Source organism: Demetria terragena DSM 11295, assembly GCF_000376825.1.
In the GTDB taxonomy this organism is placed as follows: domain Bacteria; phylum Actinomycetota; class Actinomycetes; order Actinomycetales; family Dermatophilaceae; genus Demetria; species Demetria terragena.
Window position 1 is genome coordinate 2,215,978 of record NZ_AQXW01000004.1, and the last position, 23,234, is coordinate 2,239,211.

Here is a 23,234-nt window from a genome sequence, read left to right on the forward strand (position 1 = left end):
GTACGTCAGCGACGAGAGGCGAGCCACGCGACCAGGGGCGTGCCAACGGTGCCGCGCGCAAAGCCGTAAGCCCGCGCCAGCGCGTACGCCACGATCAGCAGGTCGATACCACCGAAGAAGTATGAGCCCTCGCCGAAACTGTTGATGGCGAGCGCGACGAAGAAACCTGCAAACAGCAGGAAGGCGACCGTTCCGCCGACCTTGACGATGGCACGGTCGCGGGCGGTGGGTCCCCTGGTTTCGGCTGCCGTTGTGCGTACTTTCCTCATGTCTCATTTCCTCCCGTGCGGCAGGGTACCGAGGGTCGTGCCCAGGGGACAGGTCTCGATCCTCAATCGATGGTCTTACGCGCGATGACCCAACCGCCGCGACAACTCACCCGTCGCGCGATGCACTTCGTCGACGAGAAGCTTGCGCTCGCCGGCGTCCACGTCGTCATGCGGGTAGGTGATCGCAATCCCGGCTGCGGGAAAACCGTTGTGGTCCAACACTGCTCCGGCAACGGACGTCAATCCGGGCGTGACGGAACCGTCTTCGAGCGCGTACCCCCGCTGACGCACCTGAGCCAGCTCCGAACGCAGCGCCGTGAGCGATGACACTCCGTGACCGTCCCGCTGTACGAATGCCTCCCGCGAGGGGAACAGCGCGCGTACCTGCTGCGTGGGTAAGGCGGCGAGAATGGCCAGGCCGGAAGCGGTCAGAGATGCCGGGAGGCGTACGCCCACATCCGTGACGAGCGACGGCCGCCCTGGCGCGCGTTCCTCGACGACGTAGAGCACGTCACGCCCGTGCAGAACGACAAGGTGAGCGTTGTGGGTCGTGGCGTCGACGAGTCGCCCCAGGATGGGGCGCGCCATCCGCTGCAGCGGCGCTTGCCGGCTGTATGCCGATCCGAGTTCGAACGCGGCCACGCCTAGCCCCCAACGCCTTTCGTCTGGCAGGTGGTGCACGAAGCCGGCATCGCGCAGCACCGCGAGGAGGTGATAGGTCGAGGAGCGGGGCAGCCCAAGCTCGCGCGCGATCGTGGCCGCGGCGGCAGGCTCGGCATGCTTGGCGAGTAGGCGCAGCACCTTAAGCGCATGCGCGGCAGCGGGCGCATTTGTCATCGACGTCGTCTCCCGAGGGTCATGAGACGACGGTATGCCGCGCTCCTGACTGGCTCCCGTGTGCAGGTGCAATTCGACCAAGAATTTGGGGATCTAACCCTTGACTATTATCGAACACGTGTTCGATAATGAAGGTACGTCGAACCCATCAATCATCGTTGGAGGTGTCGCCAGTGAATGCTCACAGTTCGCCGCCTGCTGGTGTGGGGGCCGAGTTGGCGATGAGCGCCGCTGAGTGCGCGCGGCTCGTGCTCGATGGTCTTGCTGGGCTCGCGACGGTGGGTACCGTTCGGCACCAATTAGGTACTCGCGATCTCGCTGTCTTCACGCGAAATGTGTTGGCGGTGCTGCAAATTGCTGAGACTGCGGCGGTGGCGTTGGTTGCTGAGGCGATTCAGCGTGGCGTCGTGGTCGAATCCACTGCGGCGGGTGCTGCGCAGTGGGTTTCGCGACTGAGCACGGGCGAGGCAATCGAAGGTTTGTTGCCTTCGACCAGCCCCGGGACCGCTGGGCCGCTGGTGCGTCTTGATGGCGCCCTGGAAAGCCCCGTGGCAGAAGATGCGGACCCCTCGGAAGGTGGGGCGCCTGCTCTCCCGGGGGTAGAGCCCGCGGTGGCGACACGGATCGCTAAAGTCGCGTCCGCTTGCACCGAGCCCCGCAACGAGTTGTTGGCGACAGCGCTTGCCACTAACCACGTTGGGGTGGCCGCCGCGCGTACGGCCTTGATCGAGGTCGACAAGGTCATGCCCGTCCTGCCCGGGGGTACGCGAGACGCGGTCCTCGGGCATTTTCTGTCGCTCCCTGCTGGCTCGGGGGCTAGGGCGATCCGTGAGCTTTCGGGGCGGGTGATCGCAACCTATGCCGACGAGAGCTTCCTTGAAGACCTTGACGACAAACTGGATGCCGCAGAGTCCGTGACGTGGTCTGAACTGCCCAACGGTATGCACCGTCTAACCGCCGAACTCGGGCCGCTGCACGCGGCGCAGGTGAAGCACGCGATCGACGCGCTGTCCGCGCCCGCGATCGGCAGCACGTGTTGTGACGACGTTTTCCATCGTCACGCGGGTGGTGAGAAGACCGGTGAGATCGACACGCGTACTGCTGGCAAGCGTCGCGCTGATGGGTTGGTGCTGCTGGTCACTCGTGGCAGCGCGGCCATTGATGACGACGGCGCGACCGCGACGAGCGGATCCGCCCGGATCGTCGTCACCATTGACCACGACGTGCTCGCCGGTCGGCTTCGCGGCCACGGTCGCACCGAGACTGGCACCTCCCTGAACGCACACCAGGTTCGCCGACTCGCGTGCGACGCCGACATTCTGCCCATGGTCCTGGGGTCCCGGGGTGAACCCCTCGATGTCGGGCGATCCAAACGCCTGGTCACCCGAGGTCTTCGGGTGGCCGTCGCCGAACGCGATCGATGTTGCACCTACCCAGGATGCGACCGGCCGCCAAGTTGGTGCCAGGTCCACCACATCGTGCCCTGGTCTGAGGGGGGCCCGACCTCACTGGACAACTCTGCCCTGCTCTGCCAGCGACACCACACCGTCGTGCACCGCGAGGAATACACCGCGAAGGCAGACGCGGTCGGTGTCACCTGGGATCTGCGGCCTGGCTCGATGCGCCACCTCCGGCGTGCCGCGTGACGCGCTGTCTCAAATCCGAGATAGAAGATGGTCCCTTGTGGACTTTTCTGGCTCAGAAGCCGGTGAAATGAATCCATGACCAGCACCACAGCGCCGGGAAGCGTCCTCGTCACCATCGGCACCGGCAAGCCCTCCTTCGACGGCGTCGTCGCGGTGGCTCGCCATGAGGTGCCCGTCGCGCTGTCCGACGAGGCGGTCGCGGCGATCGAGCGCGCTCGCACTGTCATCGAGCAACTCGCGAGCGACACCGTCCCGCATTACGGCGTCTCCACGGGGTTTGGGGCCCTCGCGAACCGCCATATCCCGCACGACATGAGGGCGCAACTGCAGCGCAGTCTCGTACGATCACACGCTGCCGGGTCCGGACCCGAGGTGGAGCGCGAGGTCGTCCGCGCGACGATGCTCTTGCGGCTTTCGACGCTCGCGACCGGCCACACCGGGGTGCGCCGCGAGACTGCCCAGGCCTATGCCGATCTGCTCAATTCGGGGCTGACCCCGGTCGTTCACGAGTACGGCTCGCTTGGCTGTTCTGGTGATCTCGCGCCGCTCGCGCACTGCGCGCTTGCTGTCATGGGAGAGGGGCAGGTGCGAGACCGCGATGGTGAACTGCTCGATGCTGGCGAGGCGCTCCAGCAGCACGGCATCGTTCCTGTTGAACTGCGCGAGAAGGAGGGGCTCGCGTTGATCAATGGCACCGATGGGATGCTCGGCATGCTGGTCATGGCGATCAGCGATCTACGCCGCCTCCTGGTGACCGCCGACATCACCGCGGCGATGAGCGTTGAGGGTCTGATGGGCAGCGACGACGTCTTTGCCGCCGATCTGCAGGAGATCCGGCCGCACCCGGGCCAGGCAGCGAGCGCCGCCAACTTGCGAAAGCTCATGGCCGACAGCGCAATTCGCGAGAGTCATCGTGATCCGCATGAGTGCACTCGTGTGCAAGACGCCTACTCCTTGCGTTGTGCGCCCCAGGTGGCTGGTGCCGTACGCGACACGGTCGACCATGCCGCGTCGGTCGCTGAGCGCGAACTCGCCTCCGCCATCGACAATCCCGTCGTCACACGAGATGGGCGAGTCGAGAGCAATGGCAATTTCCACGGGGCGCCGGTGGCATATGTGCTCGATTTCCTCGCGATCGCCACCGCCGACTTGGCCAGCATCAGCGAGCGCCGCACCGACCGATTCCTCGACGCCGCACGCAACCATGGCCTCAACCCATTCCTCGCTGATGATCCGGGGGTCGACAGCGGCCACATGATCGCGCAATACACCCAGGCTGCGATCGTCAGTGAGCTCAAACGTCTCGCCAACCCGGCAAGCGTCGACTCGATTCCTTCCAGTGCCATGCAGGAAGACCACGTTTCCATGGGCTGGTCTGCCGCGCGGAAGCTGCGCCGGTCCGTCGACGGCCTCACCCGCGTGCTCGGCATCGAACTCCTTACCGCGGCAAGAGGACTCGACCTGCGGGCCCCGCACGCGCCGTCCCCTGCGATCGCCGCCGTGATCGCGGCGCTACGGGAAGACGTCGATGGCCCTGGCACCGACCGGTACCTCGCACCCGAGATCGAGCATGCGGTTCAACTCGTCGCGACCGGAGCCGCAGTCACGGCCGCAGAGTCTGTGACAGGCACGCTGTCATGAGCGGCTTGCTTCATTACTGGTTGAGCAGTCCCGATGAGCACTGGGTCGAGTAGGCCGGATGAGCGCCGGTCGAGTAGGCCGGAGCTTGCGGAGGCCGTATCGAGACCAAGTGCGGCGACCGGCGAGGGCCCAACGCCCGCGCAGAACTCCTTGCACCTGCCCGGTGGCGGACTTGACTTTGGAGAACCGTTCGCTGAGGGCTTCCGCACGCATTCGACCGACGTCTGAAAGGACGACACATGATGGAAGGCGCCCGCCCCGTACGATCCCCGCGTGGCACGCAACTGACCGCTCAGTCGTGGTCGACCGAGGCCCCGCTGCGGATGCTGATGAACAACCTCGACCCCGAGAATGCTGAGCGCCCAGACGATTTGGTCGTCTATGGCGGAACCGGTCGTGCCGCGCGCGACTGGAAGAGCTTCGATGCGATGGTGCGTACCCTCACCACGCTTCGCCCCGACGAGACGATGCTCGTGCAATCCGGCAAACCGGTTGGCGTGATGCAAACCCACGAGTGGGCGCCGCGAGTCTTGCTTGCGAACTCGAACCTTGTGGGGGACTGGGCGACGTGGCCCGAGTTCCGCCGCCTGGAGCACCTCGGACTGACGATGTACGGCCAGATGACGGCCGGGTCGTGGATCTACATCGGCACCCAGGGCATCGTGCAAGGGACCTACGAAACCTTCGCCGCGGTCGCGGAGAAACGCTTCAACGGCACCCTCAAGAACACCCTCACGCTCACCGCTGGCTGCGGAGGCATGGGCGGTGCGCAGCCGTTGTCGGTCACCCTCAACGACGGCGCGTGCCTCGTGGTCGACGTCGACCCGGCTCGGCTGAAGCGCCGCGTTGAGCACCGCTATCTCGACGAGGTCGCCGACGACCTCGACGATGCGATCAAGAAGTCCGTTGCCGCCAAGAATGAGGGGCGCGCCTGGTCGATCGGTGTGGTGGGCAATGCCGCCGACGTGTTCCCTGAACTGCTGCGCCGCGGCGTACCCGTCGACATCGTCACTGATCAGACCAGCGCTCACGATCCGCTGTCCTACCTTCCCGAAGACATCGACCTTGCCGACTGGCAGGAATACGCCGAGAAGAAGCCCGAGGAGTTCACCGAGCGCGCGCAAGCCTCCATGGCCAAGCACGTGCAAGCGATGGTCGAGTTCCAAGACGCCGGTGCCGAGGTGTTCGACTACGGCAATTCCATCCGCGACGAGGCGCGTCAAGGCGGGTACGACCGCGCGTTCGAGTTTCCCGGGTTCGTGCCGGCATACATTCGACCGCTGTTCTGCGAGGGCAAGGGCCCGTTCCGTTGGGCGGCACTTTCGGGCGACCCGAAAGACATCGCCGCGACCGACAAAGCCGTGCTCGACCTGTTCCCCGACAACGACCGGCTGCACAAGTGGATCCGCGGCGCGCAGGAGCGAATTGCCTTCCAGGGATTGCCTGCTCGCATTTGCTGGCTCGGCTACGGCGAGCGTGACAAGGCAGGGTTAGCGTTCAACGACCTGGTCGCCTCTGGTGCAGTCAGCGCCCCGATCGTCATTGGCCGCGACCACCTTGACTGCGGTTCCGTGGCATCGCCCTACCGCGAGACCGAGTCGATGGCCGACGGCTCCGACGCGATCGCCGACTGGCCGCTGCTGAACGCGATGGTCGCGACCTCCTCGGGCGCCGACTGGGTGTCGATTCACCACGGTGGCGGAGTGGGGATCGGTCGGTCCATCCATGCCGGGCAGGTTTCGCTGGCCGATGGCACGGCACTGGCCGCCGAGAAGTTGGCCCGGGTGCTCACCAACGACCCCGGAATGGGCGTCATCCGCCACGTCGACGCGGGATACGACCGCGCAGAGGAGGTCGCGCGCGAGCGGGGCGTACGCGTCCCGATGCTGGAAGGATGAGGTCGTGACCGACGCGCTGCGTGAGTTTGACCGCATGTGGGCCGAACTCGAACCCATTGGTCGAGACGCGCGCACCGGTGGCTACCACCGCTTCGCCTGGACCCGGGAGGACCACACCCTGCGCGAGTGGTTCGCGGGTGAGTGTGCTCGGTTGGGGCTCGACCTCACCCAGGACCGGATGGGCAACCAGTGGGCATGGTGGGGTGACCCTGACGCAGCCCCTGGCATCGTGACCGGGTCACATCTGGACTCCGTGCCAGACGGCGGTGCCTACGACGGGCCCTTGGGTGTCGTGAGCGCGCTGGCGGCAGTAGATGCGTTGCAACAAAAGGGTTTTCAGTCCACCCGTCCGATCGGCGTCGTCAATTTCGGAGACGAGGAGGGTGCGCGTTTCGGCGTGGCGTGCGCTGGCTCTCGCGTGATCACCGGCGCGCTCTCCGCTGAGCGCGCGCTCGGTTTGTCCGACGCTGATGGTGTGACCATGGCCGAAGCACTGAGCGCAGCAGGACGGTCCACCTCGATCGGCCCCGACCCACAGACGCTGGCGCGTATCGACGCGTTTGTTGAGTTGCACGTTGAGCAAGGTCGGGCCATGGCCGATCCGCAGCAGTACGACCAGAGCACCTCCGCCGTCGCTGTCGCCACCGACATTTGGCCGCATGGCAGATGGAGAGCGGAGCTTCCTGGAGTCGCCAATCATGCCGGAACCACTCGTCTAGAGGACCGCGACGATGCGTTGCTCAAAGCGACTGAGGTGATCACGGCGGCGAGGTTGCGAGCGGCTCAGTACGGGTGCGTCGCAACGGTCGGGCGAATGTCCCTGCAGCCCAACGGGATCAACGCCGTGCCAGCGCACGTGACGGCATACCTCGATGCGCGGGGACCTGATGCTGATGCTGTCCAGCGGACGATTGCGGATCTCGCCGCGCTCGTGCGTGATCTCGGCGGTGAGTGGCACGAAGATTCCTGGACACCGAGCACACCGTTCGACGACGAGTTGTCCGCGCGAGTGCGGCGCACGCTCGGCGAGTCGACTCCGGCGCTCGGAACGGGAGCTGGACACGATGCAGGCATCCTGGCTAACGCGGGAGTGCGTACGGCCATGCTGTTCGTGCGCAACCCGACGGGCGTCTCGCATGCACCGAGTGAGTTTGCTGAGCCGGTGGATTGCCATGCTGGTGTCGAAGCACTGATCACCGTGCTGGAGGACCTCGCATCGTGAGCGTCTACTGGGCCGAAAACGCTTTCCTGCCAGCGGGGCTCGCACACAACGTGCGCTTCGAAATCGACAAGAGTCGCTTCGTCACGATCACTCCCGACGTTCCGCAGGATGAGGCATACAAACTTCCTGGCGTGGTTCTTCCCGGGCTCGCCAACTGCCACAGCCATGCCTTCCATCGCGCGCTGCGCGGACGTACGCACCATGGCGGTGGAACGTTTTGGACCTGGCGCGAGCAGATGTATGCGATCGCTGGTCGGCTCGACCCGGACACCTACCTCACCCTCGCGCGAGCCGTCTATGCCGAAATGGCGTTGGCCGGGATCACCAGCGTGGGGGAGTTCCACTACCTGCACCACGCACCGGGCGGCGGACAGTATGCCGACCCCAACGACATGGGTGAGGCGCTGCGGCAAGCGGCTCGGGACGCCGGGGTCAGACTGACGTTGCTCGACACCTGCTATCTCGCAGGGGGATTGAACGCCGATGGACACCTTCCGCTCGTGGGCGTTCAGGAGCGGTTTGGCGACCGCGACGCACACGCCTGGTCGACGCGGGTGTCTCGGTTGCGCGAAGATGACCAATTTCGTGTGGGCGCAGCGGTGCACTCGGTGCGCGCCGTTCCCCGGGAACACCTGGCGACGATTCGCGAGGCTGCCGCGGGGCGGCCGCTGCATGCGCACGTGTCTGAACAACCAGGCGAGAACGATGCCTGCCACGCTTTCTATGGACTCAGTCCGACTGCGCTATTTCACGAGGCCGGCATGGTCGACGACCAGTTCAGCGCTGTTCATGCGACTCATCTGAGCGACGCTGACGTCCGTGCGCTCGGATCTGTGCGCGCCACCGCGTGCTTTTGCCCGACGACCGAACGTGACCTTGCCGATGGCATCGGGCCGGCACGTGGCCTGCTCGACGCCGGGGCGCAGCTCAGCCTCGGTTCGGATCAGCATGCCGTCATCGACATCCTCGAAGAGGCGCGCGCCCTTGAAATGCATGAGCGACTGAACACGCTGCAACGAGGGCGGATTCAGCCTGATGAACTGTTGTCTGCGGCTACCGCACACGGCACGATTGGCTGGCCGGAGGTGGGGCGCCTCGCGGTTGCCCAGCGCGCCGATCTCGTCGCCGTCCGACTCGATACCGTTCGAACGGCCGGAGTGGATCCGGCTCAGATCGTGCTCGCGGCGAGTGCCGGTGACATTGACACCGTCATCCGGGATGGTGAGGTCGTCGTCTCGGGCGGCGAGCATCGCCTTGGTGACGTGGGGCGAATGCTGAACGACGCGATCACACCCCTCTGGACGGAGAACTGATGACCAGCACCGTCGTCACCAACATCGGCGAGCTCCTCACCAACGACCCCGAAGCCGGCGAGGGCGAGCTCGGTCTGGTCAACCAGGCCGCTGTCGTCATCGACGCCGATGAGATCGTGTGGGTCGGCCTCGCGGCTGAGGCTCCGGCGGCAGACCAGCGCGTCGATGTCGAGGGGCGTGCAGTCATCCCGGGCTTCGTCGATAGCCATGCGCATCTCGTCTTCGCCGGCGACCGCTCCGCCGAGTTCGCCGCGCGTATGACCGGCGAGGCGTACGACGGCGGTGGCATTGCGGTCTCAGTCGCCGCGACTCGGGACGCCTCGGATGATCAGTTGCGGGCGCTCGTCACCCGTCGAGTTGCCGAGATGCGTTCACAAGGAACGACGACGGTCGAGATCAAGAGCGGATATGGACTGACCGTCGAAGACGAGGCACGAGCACTACGAATCGCTGCCGAGTTCACCTCCGAGACGACGTTTCTTGGCGCGCATGTTGTCCCGCCCGAGATGCGTGCCGGCCGGGATGCCTACGTCGACCTGGTCGTCGGCGACATGCTCACCGCGTGCGCACCGCACGCCCGCTGGATCGATGTTTTCTGTGAGCCGCACAGCCCGCATGCCTTCACCGAGGATGAGTCCCGAAGGGTGCTACGCGCCGGGCAGGAAGCAGGTCTACTGGCCCGGGTCCACGGCAATCAGCTGGGCGAGGGACCGGGGGTGCGCCTTGCGGTGGAGGTTGGCGCCGCGTCCGTTGACCACTGCACGTATTTGGCCGACTCTGACATTGATGCGCTTGCGGCGAGCGACACGGTAGCCACCCTTCTACCTGGCGTGGAGTTCTCGACCAGATCGCCCTACCCCGATGCCCGCCGGTTGATTGACGCCGGTGTCCAGGTCGCGATTGCGAGCGACTGCAATCCGGGAACCTGCTATTCCAGTTCGATCCCCACGGCGATCGCCCTCGCCGTGCGCGAGATGGGCATGACGCCTGCCGAGGCACTCATAGCTGCGACCCTCGGCGCTGCGGCCTCGTTGCGCCGAGACGACGTCGGGCGCGTGAGTGTCGGAGCGCGCGCCGACCTCGCGGTGCTCGACGCGCCGTCGTACCTGCACATTCCGTACCGCGCGGGTGTGCCCATCGCGTCGACGTTGGACGTCGGGTAATCCGCAGGCTGCACATACGCTCTCACAGCGTGAACGCGTAGCGAAAGCGTTCGAGCGCGACCTCCGGCTCACCGCTCGCCCAGGACTCAAGTCCAATGGTGCCGCGATATCCCGCGTCGGCCAAGGCGCGCGCCACCGATGAGTAGTTGATCTCGCCAGTGCCCGGTTCGCATCGACCTGGTACGTCGGCGACCTGAATCTCGCCGATCATGGCAGAGCGCTCCGGCACAGTTCGATGAGATTCCCCTCGCCGATCTGAGCGTGATACAAGTCGAGCATCAAACGCAGGTGGGGGATGTCGACCGCCTTGACCAACTCAGGGCAGTCCGACGCAAGGGCAAACGGCGTGCCTGGGTGGTCGACGGCCGTGTTGAGATTCTCCAGGACGAACACCACATCGTGCTCCCGCGCGAGATCCGCAAGTCGCTGAAGGATTTTCACGGCAGCTGGCCGCATCGGCCCGGTGACGGAGTTGACCGGTGTGACAGCGTAATGCCTCCAGGTCCTCGAGGTTGTGTTTGGTCCAGTTCCAGATCTCGCACTGGAAGCCAAGATCAGTGATGCGGCGGATGCGTTCGGCCATCGGCAGGTCTAGGAAGATCATCTCCGCGCATGCGGCAAGCGTGAAGGGCATCGGCGCGGTAGAGGTCACGAGTCAGCCTTGAGCACTATCGATCACTCGACTTCGGGCAGCGAAACCGAAACAGGGCGTCCGGAGGCGAGTGACTCCATCCCGGCCGTGCACACGACGGTCGAGGCAAGGCCGTCCCACGCGGTAGGGCCGACCACTTCACCGCGTCTGGTGGCCCCGACCCACGATTGCACCTCGCGGTCGTAGGCATCGGCGAAACGCACCCTGAAATCGTCGGGAATGCTTCCGCCCCAACGGTTCTGTGAACGGATCAACGTGCCACCGCCCAAGCCGACCGTGAGGCTGCCATGCTCAAGCGTGGCCTCACAGCGCACTTCATAACCGACCTGGCAGTTCACGAACACCTCGTTGGTCACCATGCCGCCGCCAGCCATTTTGAAGATCGCGATCTGCGGGTCGACCATGCCGTCGTGGGCGAGCGATGACGGCGCGGGCGAATGCACGGTGATCTCGGTGATCTCTTGACCAAAGAGCCACCGCACCGTGTCGACCTCGTGCACGAGTGAGTCGCGGACCGCCATCTCGGACAGGAAGTCCGTGGGGACCGCCTTATTGCGATGCACGTTGTGCACGAGGAGAAGCCGACCGAAATCGTCGTCGTCGATGTGGCGCTTCATCTCGAGATACTCCGGATCGAAGCGGCGCATGAACCCGACTTGAATCAGCGGTGTCCCGCCCGCTCGCTCGGCCTCGACCACGCGGCGTGAGGACTCCGCGTCCATCGTCAGCGGCTTCTCGCAGAGTGCGTACTTGCCCGCGTCGATACAGGCCAGCAGTTGTTCCTCGTGCACAAAACCGGGAGAGGCGATGATCACGGCGTCGACGTCTTCATCGGCGATCAGTGCCAGTGGGTCGGCAAAGGCGCGGACTCCGTATGCCGTCGCCAGCTGCTCCGCCGTGGTGGTGTCTGGATCGGCCACTGCCGCAAGCACTGCGCCACCGAGAGAGGAGGTGACGCGGTCAGCGTGGTCGGCGCCCATCTTGCCGACGCCGATGACACCGACGCGCAGAGGGTTGGTCATGGGGTGCTCCTGGATGGTCGGGTTAGCGGAGTGGTCCGCAGGACTGCAGATACGACAAGGTGCGGGTTGCGATGGGCAGGGGGACGTCCGGCTCGCAGGGGTACAGATCCTGCTCGACGATCGCGAAGAGCTCGACGTGATCTAGTGCTGCCAGCGCTTCCAGCACGGGCGGCATGGGCGGTATGCCCTGGGGTGGCTCGCACATCGCGCCAAGCTTGACCGCCTCGCCGAAGCCGAGGCCCTCGGCGCGTACCTTCTCCATGATCTTGGGGTCCACCTGCTTGAGGTGGGCATACCCGATGCGCTCGGGGTAGTCCTGGATCAGTTTGAGGTTGTCACCCTCGCAGTAAGAGATGTGCCCGGTGTCGAGGCAGATCGACACGTGCTCGGGGTCGGTCTCGGCGAGGAATCGCTCGACATTGGCATGAGTGTCGACGTGTGTGTCGGCATGTGGGTGGAACTGGATCTGAAGGCCAAACTCCTCGCGGATCCGTCGGCCGAGTTCGTTCATGCGCTCGGCATACGTCGCCCACTGCGCATCGGGCATGGCCTGGTCCTCGAGTACCTCCCCACTGACAGGGTCGCGCCAAAACTCTGGGATGACCACCAGGTGCTTTGCACCCATGGCAGCGGTGAGCTTGGCGGCAGCAGAAACGTCGTTCCACGTTGAGTCCCAACCGCTTTCGCGATGCAGGTGCTCGAAGATCGTGCCTGCAGTCACGGTCAGTCCGCGCTGGTCGATCTCGTCCTGAAGCCGCTTGGGGTCGGTCGGGAGGTAGCCGTAGGGACCGAGTTCGATGCGTGTGTATCCGGCCTGTGCGACCTCGTCCAGGAAGCGCTGCCAGGGCACCTGCACGGGGTCCTCGGCATTCCAGACGCCCCAACTGTCCGGGGCGCTTCCAATGAGGGCGGGGTTGGTCATGGGTTCTCCTTTGGGGTTTCGACAAGCTCAACCGGCGTGGTTGGCCGTACGTCGGTCGAGCCTGGCCGTACGTCGGTCGAGCTTGTCGAGACCAGGTCGGGTGGGGTCGGTGTGTTGGGCGGAGTCAAGTACGCCCGCTGGCCGGACTGGTGCTTGAGGTATTCCTCGTAGGCTTCGCGGGTGCTGTCGAGTTGTGCTGTCTGGCTCACGGGCACGTCCCACCATGAGCGCGAATCGGGCGCATGCACAAGGGGATCGGTTTCGACGTGTATGACGACGGGACCGCCGTTGTCTGGGGCCGCTTTGGCCTCAGCGATGGCCTGCTCCAACTCAGCTCGGCTGTGCACCTCGATCACCGTCGCTCCGAGACTGCGAGCGTTCGCAGCCAGGTCAACGGGCAGAACGTCGCCACCCAGTCGTCCCTCGGGATCGCGATAGCGATAACTCGTGCCGAACCGCTGCGAGCCGAGGGACTCCGACAAGGAGCCAATCGAGTGAAATCCATGATTCTGGACCAACACAACAATGACCTTGATTCGTTCCTGAACCGCGGTCACGAGTTCGGTTGGCATCATGAGGTATCCGCCGTCACCCACCATCGCGAAGACGTCCCGGTCGGGGTCGGCGAGGCGAATGCCGATGGACGCCGGGACCTCGTATCCCATGCATGAGTAGCCGTATTCGACGTGGTATCCCTTGCGGTCGCGCACCCGCCAGAGCTTGTGTAGGTCGCCGGGCATGGAACCAGCGGCGCATAGCACCACATCCCGGGGGTCACTTAGTTCGTTCACGGCGCCGAGCACGCTGCCCTGAGTGAGCAGGCCATCGGTGAGTGCGTCCGTCACCTCTGCTGGCGGGTCGTACGCCTCCGTCACCTGCGCGTCCCACTCTTGCCAGAGCGAAGCCTGCTCCGTGCGGTAGGTGTCCTCGACACTCCAGCCGTCGAGTTCACTCGTCAATGCAGTCAACGCTTCTCGTGCGTCGGCGACGACAGTGAGCGCCGATTGCTTTCCAGCATCAAAGTTCGCGATGTTGAGGTTGACGAAGCGCACGTCAGGGTGCCCGAATGCGGTGCGCGAGGCAGTGGTGAAGTCGCTATAGCGGGTGCCGATGCCGATGACGAGGTCTGCGTGCTCGGCGACCGTGTTCGCGGCGGTTGTGCCTGTCGAGCCTACGGCGCCGAGCAGTTGTGGGTGACCGTGGGGGAGCGACCCCTTGCCGGCCTGAGACTCCCCGACTGGAACGCCGGTGGCCGCGCAGAACTCCGCGAGCGCATCCTCGGCCTGCGCGTAGTGCACCCCGCCGCCGGCAACGATCATCGGACGCCTGGAAGCGCGGATCAGGTTGGCAGCAGCGGTAATTCGGCCGCTCTCAGCAGGTGGTCGGGCAACATTCCAGGTTCGATCCTCAAACAGTTCGACTGGCCAGTCGTGGGCCTCCGCCTGAACATCCTGGGGAAGGGAAAGGGTCACCGCGCCGGTTTCCACCGGGTCGGTAAGTACTCGCATGGCCGCGAGCAACGCCGACGGAAGTTGCTCGGCCCGGGTGACCTCGTCGAAGTAGCGCGAGACTGGCCGGAAGGCGTCGTTGACGGTGATGTCACCGGCATACGGCACCTCTAACTCCTGCAGCACCGGCGACGAACGCCGGGTGGCGAATGTCCCTGAGGGCAAAAGCAGCACGGGAATGCGGTTGATGGTCGCGAGCGCAGCACCGGTGAGCATGTTGGTCGAGCCTGGGCCAACGGACGCCGTGCATGCCCACGTCTGGAGTCGGTCGCGCTGCCGGGCGTAAGCGACCGAAGTGTGCACCATCGCTTGTTCATTGCGGGCCAACACATAAGGAAGCCGTGGCGTCTCGCCCGCCGCGATCGCCGCATCCTCCTGCTGCAGCAGCGCCTGGCCGACGCCGGCGACGTTGCCATGGCCGAAGATGCCAAAGCACCCGGCGAACAGCTTCTGGCGATTTCCATCGCGTTCAGTCCACTGCTTTCCTAGGAACTCTACGATCGCCTGAGCGACAGTCAGTCGCACTGTGCCTGAACAGAATTCGTTCATGACTTTCCTCCCAAGGGAAGGCGAGGGTCAATCTCCTGGTCACCCCAGGCGTCGCGTACCCACCCGTGATTCGGGTCATCACAGATCAACCAGGCGCGCTCGTCGCCTGGCCCAGCCATGACGTTGAGGTAGTAAAGGTCGTACCCCGGGGGCGCCGTCGCAGGTCCATGCCAGCCGTGAGGAACCAGCACAACATCACCGGTATGCACCTCGGCCAGGACGTCGATCGGTCGACTTTCAGTGCCGTAAACCCGTTGGTATCCCACGGGATCGCCATGATCGGAACCATCTTGAGTCTGGACCTCGAAGTAGTAGATCTCCTCGAGTTCGGTCTCCTCGCCGGGCCGGGCCTCGTCGTGCTTATGCGGTGGGTAAGAGCTCCAGTTGCCCGCCGGAGTGATCACCTCACAGGCGATGATCTGATCTGCGTCGAGAACGTTCGGCTGACCAAAGTTGCGCACCTCCCGCGAGGCGACGCCCGCACCACGCAGTTCGACGGGCACCTGGGATGCCGGAAGGTGTCGGAATTCCTGTCCGCTCGGGTGCTCGACAGCGGCTGCGCACACCGCGATTCGCGCTCCGTCGGCAATACCGGTGAGCGTGAGTGCGGAGCCCGCGGGGACGTACGCCACGTCCGTCGGCCCAGCAAATACCGAGGTTCGGCCAACCAGGTCGACCGACGACGTCTCGCCAGTGACGTCCGTCGCGGTCACGCGTACCGGGCCGGTCAGGGGCACGACGATGTGCTCGAATCCGTCGTCGGAGATGGTGACCGTTTCGCCTTCGACGGCTGTCCACACGCGAAGTCCAGTGTGTTTCCACCCCTCACGGCGATCATCAACCACGACATCGAATCCATCGTGGGCGGCAGTTCCACGTGGAATGACCCAGCGGGCGTTGTCCTGTCCGAGTCCGCTCATGAGTGAGCTCCTACGTTGTGGACGAGTTGGGCCGCAATATCGACGGCTGCGGCGACATCGTTGTCGGGTGGGTAGAGGAGCGCGCGTCCGACGACGAGGCCACGCACCGACGGGAGCGCCAGGGCCTTCTCCCAGGAACCGTACGTCTCCGTCGGGTCTCCCTGCGGATCGCCACCAAGGAGCAAGGTTGGCAGCGTCGTAGCGTCCATGACCCGAGCAAGGTCGTCAACGACCGGGAGTTTGAGCCAGGTGTGCGCGCTGGTGGTCCCGAGTCCTGAGGCAACGTGAATCGATCGGATGGTGCTGTCTGGATCGAGCAGATTCGTGACCCGACCTCGCTCATCGCGCGTGGACAGGAAGGGCTCGACCATGGCCATGAGGCGCCGCTCGGCGAGTTCGTCCACGGCGTGCGCCGAGGCCTGCAGCGTGGCGACGGTGCCCGGGTCGTCCAGGCAGATGCGGGTCAGCATCTTGCCTCCGTCGAGTCCACGCTGCGATATGCCCGAGGGGGTGTATCCGGTGAAGCGGTCGTCCATTTCGAACGAAGCGCCCTGCAGGCCACCGCGATTCATCGACCCAATGACGATCTTGCCCTCGAGCGCCCCCATGAGGAGAAGGTCCTCCAGGATGTCGGCTGTTCCGAGCACGCCGTCGACACCTGGCCGGTCTAGCGCCGCCGCAAGTCGATCGAGAGTGTCACCGCGGTCGGCCATCGCCATCGGGTTGTCTCTGACGCCGAGCGCGGCTCGGGCGGGGTGGTCGGCTGCTACCAGCAGCATGCGCCCGTCGTCGTGCAGCAACGGCCGGCGGCTGCGCGAGGCCCAGGCGTGATCGATTCGCTCGGGCTCGGTGGCGCGGATCATCGTGAGGTCTTGGCGCGACATCATGGTGTCTCCTCGGAACGGGTGGCCAGGGCGGCGGCCACTTCGGTCTCGTCCGGCATGGCGGTGGAGCACTCCAGTTTGCTCGCGACGATCGCCCCAGCGACGTTTGCGAACTCCAGGGTGCGGCGCAGGTCCCACCCGGACAACAGGCCATGGACGAGCGCCCCACCGAAGGCATCTCCGGCGCCGAGGCCGTTGACGACCTCGACGGGGAAGGGTGGCACCTCGACCCGTTCGTCGGCTGTCGCGGCGAGGACCCCCTTGGGCCCTTGCTTGACGATGGCGAGGTCGAGCCCGCGGTCGAGTAGCGCGTCGGCGGCTCGTTGCGGGTCAGTCTCGCCGACGGCGACTTCGCACTCTTCCTTGTTGCCGACCGCGACGCTCGCGCATTCGAGGGCGGCCTCGACATGCGTCCTCGCATCGCCAGGATCCGCCCAGAACATGGGCCGATAGTCAAGGTCCAAGACCGTGTGAGCGCGCCTTCCGCGTGTTTGGAGCGCCGCGAAATGCGTTGCACGAGAGGGTTCTTGGGATAGCCCAGTCACGGTCACCCAGAAGATATGAGCCTGCCGAATGGCATCCTCGCTGGGCAGATCGGCGGGCTCCAGCTGCAGGTCTGGCGCGGTGGGGTAGCGGTAGAAGTAGAGCGGGAAGTCGTCTGGCGGGTAGACCTCGCAGAAAGTCACGGGGGTGGGCGGACCCTCGTGGGCGCTGATGTAGGTCGGGTCGACGCCCAGGCGCTGGGACTCTTGGGCAACATAACGTCCGAACGGGTCCGCGCCGGTCCGGGTGACGAGTGCGCTGCGGCGGCCATACTGGGCGGCAGCGACCGCGACATTGGTGGCCGATCCGCCCAAGAACTTCTCGAAGGTCTTGACCTCCTCGAGACCGACACCGTGGTCGAGTGGGTAAATGTCGACGCCGGTGCGTCCCATAGCGATGAGGTCGTACGCGGCGCTCATGCGGCTCCCTTGATCTCGTTGAGGTCGACCAACCGACCCTCGAGCCGGGAGATGTCGCACGCCTCCGCGATGCGAAAGGCCTGGAGCGCGTCCTGCACGGTGCACGGACTCGCCTGGGTTCCGGCGACCACATCACAGAAGGCCGCCAACTCGAGCTGATACGCCGGGAGGAATCGCTCCATGAAGGACCATTTCTGTGGACCGCGGGGATAGTCGACCATTGCTTCGGCCGAGCGGACGGCAAGCGAGTCGTCGAAGCCGACGCCGATCGTTCCCTTCTCGCCCATGACCTCCATCCGGACGTCATGGCCGCCACCGTTGTAGCGCGTGGCGCTGACCGTGACCAGGGTGTCGTCGTCCAGGGTGAGGACGGCTGCGGCCGTGTCGACGTCGCCACCTTCGGCGAAGAAGTCGGCACCTTTGTTTGCCCCGGTGCCGAACGCATTTCTGACCTCGCGTCCGGTCACGAACCGCAGGATGTCGAAGTCGTGGACGTTGCAGTCCCGGAATAGCCCGCCGCTGGTCGGGATGTATTCAGCGGGTGGAGGGGACTGGTCGTGGGTGTTCGCTCGGATGGTGTGTAAGAAGCCCAACTCTCCTGAGTGAACGGCCTCGTGCGCTCGGCGATAACCCGCATCAAACCGGCGTTGGAAGCCGATCTGCACAGGCACCTCGCTGGTCTCGACGAGTGTGGCGACGGCCATCGTCTCATCGAGGGTTAAGGCCACGGGTTTTTCGCAGAAGGTGGGGAGTCCGGCGCCTACGGCCCGGGTCAGCAGATCAGCATGGCTCGACGTGGATGAGGTGATCACCACGCCATCGACGCGGCCGAGAAGTTCGTCGTAATCCGCAGCAACGACGTACCCATGCTCGGATCCGAGCATGGCGGCTGCGCCGGGGAGCGCGTCGGTGACGACGATCTCCTCGACATGGTCGAGTCCGGCGAGGGTGGCGGCGTGGAACGCCCCAATGCGCCCTGCGCCGGCGACTCCGATCCGCATGTGGCACTCATTCCTGACGTTGGTGGTTTGGGCTTCACTTACTCTGCCGGGTCTGCTCGTGAAGGGCAACTATATGTTAGGACATATTAACCTCACGCCGTACGGTTGACTAGGGATACGATGCGGCCATGAGTGCCATGCAGGTGCCGATCGTCATTGACCGGAGTTCGCCAGTCCCCCTGTATCACCAACTGGCCCAACAGTTTCAGCAGGCCGTTACCGACGGTCGGCTCCAGCCTGGGGACCCGTTCGAGAACGAGGTGGCGATAGCTCAGCGCCTGCGTCTTTCGCGACCCACGGTGCGTCGGGCGATCCAAGAACTTGTCGACCAAGGTTTGGTTATCCGTCGTCGTGGCCTCGGGACGACCGTGTCCAACCGCAAAGTGCACCGCAAAGTCGGTCTGACCAGCCTTTATGACGACCTGCAGGGTGCGGGCCAGACGCCGCGCACGGAGTTGCTGGAGCTGGAACTCGTTGAGAATGAGCCCGCCGCGGTGGGACTCGACCTGCCACCTGACACGCCGCTGCTCTATGTGAAGCGGCTGCGCTTCGCTGGCGATTCCCCGCTGGCGTTGTTGCAGAACTGGCTGCCGCCGGCGTACCACGACTTGTCGGAGGACGAGTTGCGCACGGGCGGGATGTATCAAGCCCTCCATAATCGTGGAGTGCGCCCGGTCGTCGCGCGCCAGAGCATTGGTGCCCGGATGCCCACGGCGCCGGAGCGTCGGCACCTACAACTCAGGGGAACCCAGCCGCTGCTGACGATGACGCGGCTCGCGTTCGACAGCGCCGGGCAGGCCGTGGAATATGGCGACCACTGCTACCGCGCCGCCGATTACACCATCGATCTGATGCTCGACGAGCGATAGCCGACGCGGGCGCCTTCGGCTTACTTCTTCGTCGGGGTGAAGTTGAAGCGAACGGTCTCGTCGTTCACCGCGGACACCTTCGCGGTGAATTTCTGCGCCTTGCCGTCCACCTTGACCTCGCACTGAGTCGTCTGGCCGACCTCCGCCTTCAGGCTGCCATCACAGGTGCTGTCTGTGACGTCTTTGCCCTTCAGTGCGGGCAACTTCTCCAGCGCCTTCGTGAGCTCGTCGGCGACCTGGTCGCTGTCCGCCTCCTGCGTGCCGCACCCTGAGGCGCCGAGGGCAATAGCGAGCGCCGCGGCTGCGACGGTCATGGTGCGACGAGTGCGGGGCATGGGTTCCTCCAGGAAAACGTACGGTTTCGCGCCATGCTAGTGGGCTCGCGCTAGAGGTCGGCCAGCAGTTCGATGGGGCGCTCGATGCCGTCGGCCACGGCCCGCAGGAATCCTCCTGCTGAGCCGCCGTCGCAGACCCGATGATCAAACGTCAATCCAACCTGCGTGACGTGGCGAATCGCCAACTCATGGTTGAGGACCCAGGGACGCTCGATGATGCGACCGACGCCGATCATCGCCGCTTCGGGGTGATTGATGATGGGCGTGGAGCCATCGACCCCGAAAACTCCGTAGTTGTTGAGCGTGAAGGTGCCACCGGTGAGGTCGGACGGAGCGAGGTTGCCCTCGCGGGCTCGCACGGTGAGATCGCGCAGTGCCTCGGCCAGGCTGCGGGTGGTGAGTTGGTCGGCGCCGTGGACGACCGGGACCACCAGCCCGCGCGGTGATTGTGCAGCGAATCCGAGGTTGACGCGTGGATGACGCACGATCTCGTGGCGTTCGGTGTCCACGCTGGCGTTGAGCTCGGGGTATCGCGTGAGCGCGGCGACGCAGATGCGGGCTAGTAGCGGGAGCACACCAATTCCCGCGTCCGGGTGCGCGGCCCGCAGCGCATCCTTCGCCTCCACCAATCCCGTCGCGTCCGCGTCGACCCAGGTGGTGGCGTCGGGAATCTCGCGACGGCTCGTGGTGAGTTTGTCCGCGATCGCGCGGCGAATTCCGGTGAGCGGGATCCGTTCGCCAGCGGATTGCTCGACGGCGGTCGAGCCTGCCTCGACGGCTGCTGCGATCTCTGCTTCGATATCGCTTCGCCGCAGCACCGCACCTCCGTGCCGCGCAGACAGCGCAGCCAGGTCAACGCCGTGCTCGCTGGCCAGGCGGCGCACGATCGGTGAGATGACGCGTACGGCCGCATTCGATCGGACCGTTGGTGCGCTAGAGCGCTCGATCGGTCCGATCGAATGCGCGTCCCCGCGGCGCAATTGCGCTCGACGGTTGGCGCGGGCGGTCGTGGACACACCGCCCGAGTCGCTGGTGCCATAGCCGATGAGTACGGCACCCGAGCCTTCGTCCGTGGCGGGGGGCTTAGCACCAGCCCGCTCCTCTTCGCGGTATTGCTCCTGGCTGGGGTCTCCAGCCGGAGCTACCGTCACGAGGGGCGTGCCCACGGCGATGAACTCGCCGACGGCACCGTGCTGTCGCTCGACCTGGCCGGCGTAGGGGCAGGGCACGTCGATTGTTGCCTTGGCGGTCTCGACCACCACCACGGGCTGGTCGACGCTGACCTCCGCGCCCTCATCGACGAGCCATTCGACGATTTCGGCTTCGGTGAGGCCCTCGCCGAGGTCGGGGAGCATGAAAACCTGACTCATGACGATGCTCCAACGTGAACCAGATCGGGCTGATCGTCCCATTGCAGGCGAGCAATGGCGTCCAGGATGCGATCGACGCTGGGCAGGTAATGCTCCTCCAATTTTGGTGCGGGATAAGGGATGTCCAGCCCGCTGACACGTAGCACTGGTGCGGCGAGCGAGTGGAAACAGCGCTCGGTAACGCGTGCCGCGACCTCGCCGGCAACGCCAGCAAATCCCTGGGCTTCGGCGACGACGACGCATCGGCCGGTGCGGCGTACGGACTCCACGACGGTCTCGTCGTCGAACGGAACGATGGTGCGAAGGTCGACGACCTCGACGTCCCATCCTTCGGCAGAGGCCGCCTCGGCAGCCTTCAGCGCGGTGGGGACGGACGGCCCGTAGGTCACGATCGTGACGTCAGTTCCTTTACGGCGCACTGATGCTCGTCCGAAAGGTGGTGCCTCAACCGGCAGGGAGAGCTCTTCCTTAGACCAGTAGAGGCTCTTAGGCTCCATGAAGATGACCGGGTCTGGATCCTCAATCGCGGCCCGCAGCAACGCATAGGCGTCGGCCGGTGTTGACGGTGTCACGACCTTGAGGCCGGGGGTGTGCGCGTAGTAGCCCTCGCTGGAGTCACAGTGATGCTCGACGCCCCCGATTCCGCCGGCGTACGGCACGCGAATGACCATCGGAAGTCCGACCCGGCCGGAGGTGCGATTGCGGGTCTTGGCCACGTGTGAGGTGATCTGCTCGAATGCGGGATACGCAAAGGCGTCAAACTGCATCTCAACAACGGGCCGAAAACCGGTGAGGCACATGCCAATTGCGAAGCCGACAATCCCGGCCTCAGCGAGTGGCGTGTCGAAGCAGCGGTCTTCACCGAGGTCCTTTGCGAGCCCGTCCGTGACCCGGAAGACGCCGCCAAGGGTGCCGACGTCCTCACCAAACATCACCACGTTGTCATCGGCCGCCATGGCATCCCGCAGTCCGTGATTGAGCGCCTGGCCCATCGTGAAGGTGCTCATCGAGTGACTCCTTCGGCGTGTAGTTCGCCCATGAGCATGTCGCGCTGTTGCAGCAATTGCGGGGTGGGCTCGGCGAAGGTGTGGTCGAACATCGCGGCCGGGTCAACCACGGGCTCAGCGTTCATGCCGTCGCGCAGATCGCTTGCGAGGCGCTCACTTTCGGCCTCGACCTCGTCCTGAAGCGCTTGATCAAGCAGCCCCTCGGCACGCAAGTAGGCCGCTATGCGGTCGATGGGGTCCTTGGCCAGCCACCCGGTCACTTCATCGGGCTGCCGGTATCGACTCGCATCGTCAGCGTTGGTGTGTGCGTCGATGCGGTAGGTGTGCGCCTCTACGAGGAAGGGGCCTTGGCCAGTGCGGGCGTGCTCGACTGCGGTGTCGAGGACGGCGAGAACCGCTGCCGGGTCGTTGCCGTCGATCTGCTCGCTGCGGACGCCGTAGCCAATTCCCTTGTATGCCAACGATGGCGCCTTGCTCTGCTTCGCCAACGGGACGGAGATCGCGTACTTGTTGTTCTGGACGAAGAAGATGACCGGCGCCTTGAAGACCGCCGCGAAGTTAAGTGCCTCGTGGAAGTCACCCTCACTGGTGGCGCCGTCGCCAATGAAGGCCAGCGCGACAGCGTCCCGGCCGCGGCGGCGTTCGCCATAGGCCGCGCCTGCCGCGTGGATGAGTTGGGTCGCCAGGGGAGTGCACTGCGGGGCGGTCTTGTGCGCGACCGGGTCATAGCCGCAGTGCGATGAGCCGCGCAGCAGGCTGAGGACCTCCAAGTGGTCGATTCCACGCGTGAAGAGGGCGACCGACTCCCGATAGGTCGGGAACATCCAGTCGGTCGGTCGAATGGCCATCGCGGCACCGACCTGGCAGGCATCCTGTCCGCGCGAGCTGGGATAGACCGCGAGCCGTCCCTGCTTGGTGAGGGCCGTGCATTGCATATCCAGACGGCGGCCGATGACCATTTGCCGCCACACCTCGACCAGGCGTTCGCCGCTTGGCATCGAGTACGGGCTCTGCTCGTCGGCGCGGCGCCCATCCGCCGTGAGCAACTGCACCGGCACCGGACTGGGCAGCAGGCGCGCCACGTCCGCGACCTGACCCTCCACGCTCGACCCACCACCACCGTTGGTCGAGTAGCCCGAGCCGGTGCCCTCAACGTTGGTCGAGTAGACCGAGCCGCTAGGCGAGGGCGTATCGAGACCCGCACCCAAACCATCCGCACGCGCTGTGGTGTCCATCACACCATC

Annotated in this window: 22 protein-coding genes; 7 read left to right on the plus strand and 15 right to left on the minus strand. The window is 65.3% G+C overall.

The window, feature by feature from the left end; translation table 11 throughout:
* Nucleotides 1-5 precede the first annotated feature (5 nt).
* Both F562_RS0114930 and F562_RS0114935 read right to left on the minus strand, forming a co-directional pair.
* On the minus strand, nucleotides 6-269 hold the full coding sequence (locus tag F562_RS0114930; RefSeq protein WP_018157779.1) for a hypothetical protein: 264 nt from the start codon (nucleotides 267-269) through the stop codon (nucleotides 6-8).
* Nucleotides 270-344: 75 nt separating this feature from the next.
* Nucleotides 345-1,106, minus strand: a complete 762-nt coding sequence (locus tag F562_RS0114935; protein WP_018157780.1) for an IclR family transcriptional regulator — start codon at nucleotides 1,104-1,106, stop codon at nucleotides 345-347.
* A gap of 173 nt (nucleotides 1,107-1,279) precedes the next feature.
* Here F562_RS0114935 and F562_RS20385 point away from each other — a divergent pair, with 173 nt between their 5' ends.
* The 6 genes from F562_RS20385 to hutI all read left to right on the plus strand — a co-directional run bounded on the left by F562_RS20385 (nucleotide 1,280) and on the right by hutI (nucleotide 9,989).
* A complete protein-coding gene (locus F562_RS20385) occupies nucleotides 1,280-2,752 on the plus strand; it encodes an HNH endonuclease signature motif containing protein (RefSeq protein ID WP_018157781.1) in 1,473 nt (490 codons plus the stop codon).
* A 75-nt stretch (nucleotides 2,753-2,827) separates the two neighbouring features.
* A complete protein-coding gene (gene hutH, locus F562_RS0114945) occupies nucleotides 2,828-4,393 on the plus strand; it encodes a histidine ammonia-lyase (protein ID WP_018157782.1) in 1,566 nt (521 codons plus the stop codon).
* Nucleotides 4,394-4,635: 242 nt separating this feature from the next.
* Nucleotides 4,636-6,291 carry a urocanate hydratase gene (gene hutU / locus F562_RS0114950; RefSeq protein ID WP_026181309.1) on the plus strand — a complete coding sequence of 552 codons (1,656 nt, stop codon included), beginning with the start codon at nucleotides 4,636-4,638 and terminating at the stop codon, nucleotides 6,289-6,291.
* A gap of 4 nt (nucleotides 6,292-6,295) precedes the next feature.
* Nucleotides 6,296-7,513 (plus strand): allantoate amidohydrolase, encoded by a 1,218-nt coding sequence (locus tag F562_RS0114955; protein ID WP_018157784.1) that lies wholly within the window; start codon nucleotides 6,296-6,298, stop codon nucleotides 7,511-7,513.
* Nucleotides 7,510-8,826, plus strand: a complete 1,317-nt coding sequence (locus F562_RS0114960) for a formimidoylglutamate deiminase (RefSeq protein WP_018157785.1) — start codon at nucleotides 7,510-7,512, stop codon at nucleotides 8,824-8,826. Before F562_RS0114955 ends, F562_RS0114960 begins: the two co-directional genes overlap by 4 nt.
* Nucleotides 8,826-9,989 (plus strand): imidazolonepropionase, encoded by a 1,164-nt coding sequence (hutI, locus tag F562_RS0114965; protein WP_018157786.1) that lies wholly within the window; start codon nucleotides 8,826-8,828, stop codon nucleotides 9,987-9,989. The genes F562_RS0114960 and hutI overlap by 1 nt, the downstream gene beginning before the upstream one ends.
* A gap of 22 nt (nucleotides 9,990-10,011) precedes the next feature.
* On the opposite strand, the gene F562_RS21340 is transcribed toward hutI, so the two are convergent.
* The 9 genes from F562_RS21340 to F562_RS0115015 all read right to left on the minus strand — a co-directional run bounded on the left by F562_RS21340 (nucleotide 10,012) and on the right by F562_RS0115015 (nucleotide 18,409).
* Nucleotides 10,012-10,218, minus strand: coding sequence for a TIM barrel protein (locus F562_RS21340; RefSeq protein WP_342661921.1), 207 nt, complete (start codon nucleotides 10,216-10,218; stop codon nucleotides 10,012-10,014).
* Entirely contained in the window at nucleotides 10,197-10,430 is a 234-nt protein-coding gene (locus tag F562_RS21345) for a TIM barrel protein (protein WP_342661922.1), read from the minus strand. The genes F562_RS21340 and F562_RS21345 overlap by 22 nt, the downstream gene beginning before the upstream one ends.
* A gap of 234 nt (nucleotides 10,431-10,664) precedes the next feature.
* Nucleotides 10,665-11,663, minus strand: coding sequence for a Gfo/Idh/MocA family protein (locus F562_RS0114985; protein WP_018157789.1), 999 nt, complete (start codon nucleotides 11,661-11,663; stop codon nucleotides 10,665-10,667).
* A gap of 22 nt (nucleotides 11,664-11,685) precedes the next feature.
* Nucleotides 11,686-12,585, minus strand: a complete 900-nt coding sequence (locus tag F562_RS0114990) for a sugar phosphate isomerase/epimerase family protein (protein WP_018157790.1) — start codon at nucleotides 12,583-12,585, stop codon at nucleotides 11,686-11,688.
* Nucleotides 12,582-14,642, minus strand: coding sequence for a 3D-(3,5/4)-trihydroxycyclohexane-1,2-dione acylhydrolase (decyclizing) (gene iolD / locus F562_RS0114995; protein ID WP_018157791.1), 2,061 nt, complete (start codon nucleotides 14,640-14,642; stop codon nucleotides 12,582-12,584). The genes F562_RS0114990 and iolD overlap by 4 nt, the downstream gene beginning before the upstream one ends.
* Nucleotides 14,639-15,562: a 5-deoxy-glucuronate isomerase gene (iolB, locus tag F562_RS0115000; RefSeq protein WP_018157792.1), complete on the minus strand. Its 924-nt coding sequence runs from the start codon at nucleotides 15,560-15,562 to the stop codon at nucleotides 14,639-14,641. The genes iolD and iolB overlap by 4 nt, the downstream gene beginning before the upstream one ends.
* Nucleotides 15,559-16,449 carry a Cgl0159 family (beta/alpha)8-fold protein gene (locus tag F562_RS0115005; protein ID WP_018157793.1) on the minus strand — a complete coding sequence of 297 codons (891 nt, stop codon included), beginning with the start codon at nucleotides 16,447-16,449 and terminating at the stop codon, nucleotides 15,559-15,561. The genes iolB and F562_RS0115005 overlap by 4 nt, the downstream gene beginning before the upstream one ends.
* A complete protein-coding gene (iolC, locus tag F562_RS0115010; protein ID WP_018157794.1) occupies nucleotides 16,446-17,408 on the minus strand; it encodes a 5-dehydro-2-deoxygluconokinase in 963 nt (320 codons plus the stop codon). Before iolC ends, F562_RS0115005 begins: the two co-directional genes overlap by 4 nt.
* On the minus strand, nucleotides 17,405-18,409 hold the full coding sequence (locus tag F562_RS0115015) for a Gfo/Idh/MocA family protein (RefSeq protein WP_018157795.1): 1,005 nt from the start codon (nucleotides 18,407-18,409) through the stop codon (nucleotides 17,405-17,407). The genes iolC and F562_RS0115015 overlap by 4 nt, the downstream gene beginning before the upstream one ends.
* A gap of 137 nt (nucleotides 18,410-18,546) precedes the next feature.
* Here F562_RS0115015 and F562_RS0115020 point away from each other — a divergent pair, with 137 nt between their 5' ends.
* Nucleotides 18,547-19,278: a GntR family transcriptional regulator gene (locus F562_RS0115020; protein WP_018157796.1), complete on the plus strand. Its 732-nt coding sequence runs from the start codon at nucleotides 18,547-18,549 to the stop codon at nucleotides 19,276-19,278.
* A gap of 20 nt (nucleotides 19,279-19,298) precedes the next feature.
* Here the strand turns inward: F562_RS0115020 and F562_RS0115025 are convergent, their stop codons facing one another.
* From F562_RS0115025 to pdhA, 4 genes are read right to left on the minus strand one after another with little or no spacing between them, the layout of a single operon-like run.
* Nucleotides 19,299-19,613 carry a DUF4333 domain-containing protein gene (locus tag F562_RS0115025; RefSeq protein ID WP_018157797.1) on the minus strand — a complete coding sequence of 105 codons (315 nt, stop codon included), beginning with the start codon at nucleotides 19,611-19,613 and terminating at the stop codon, nucleotides 19,299-19,301.
* Nucleotides 19,614-19,663: 50 nt separating this feature from the next.
* Nucleotides 19,664-20,983, minus strand: a complete 1,320-nt coding sequence (locus F562_RS0115030; RefSeq protein ID WP_018157798.1) for a dihydrolipoamide acetyltransferase family protein — start codon at nucleotides 20,981-20,983, stop codon at nucleotides 19,664-19,666.
* The gene (locus tag F562_RS0115035) at nucleotides 20,980-21,990 is read right to left on the minus strand and encodes an alpha-ketoacid dehydrogenase subunit beta (RefSeq protein WP_018157799.1); all 1,011 of its coding nucleotides are present in this window, start codon (nucleotides 21,988-21,990) and stop codon (nucleotides 20,980-20,982) included. Before F562_RS0115035 ends, F562_RS0115030 begins: the two co-directional genes overlap by 4 nt.
* A complete protein-coding gene (pdhA, locus tag F562_RS0115040; RefSeq protein ID WP_083915571.1) occupies nucleotides 21,987-23,225 on the minus strand; it encodes a pyruvate dehydrogenase (acetyl-transferring) E1 component subunit alpha in 1,239 nt (412 codons plus the stop codon). Before pdhA ends, F562_RS0115035 begins: the two co-directional genes overlap by 4 nt.
* Between the last annotated feature and the right edge of the window lie 9 nt (nucleotides 23,226-23,234).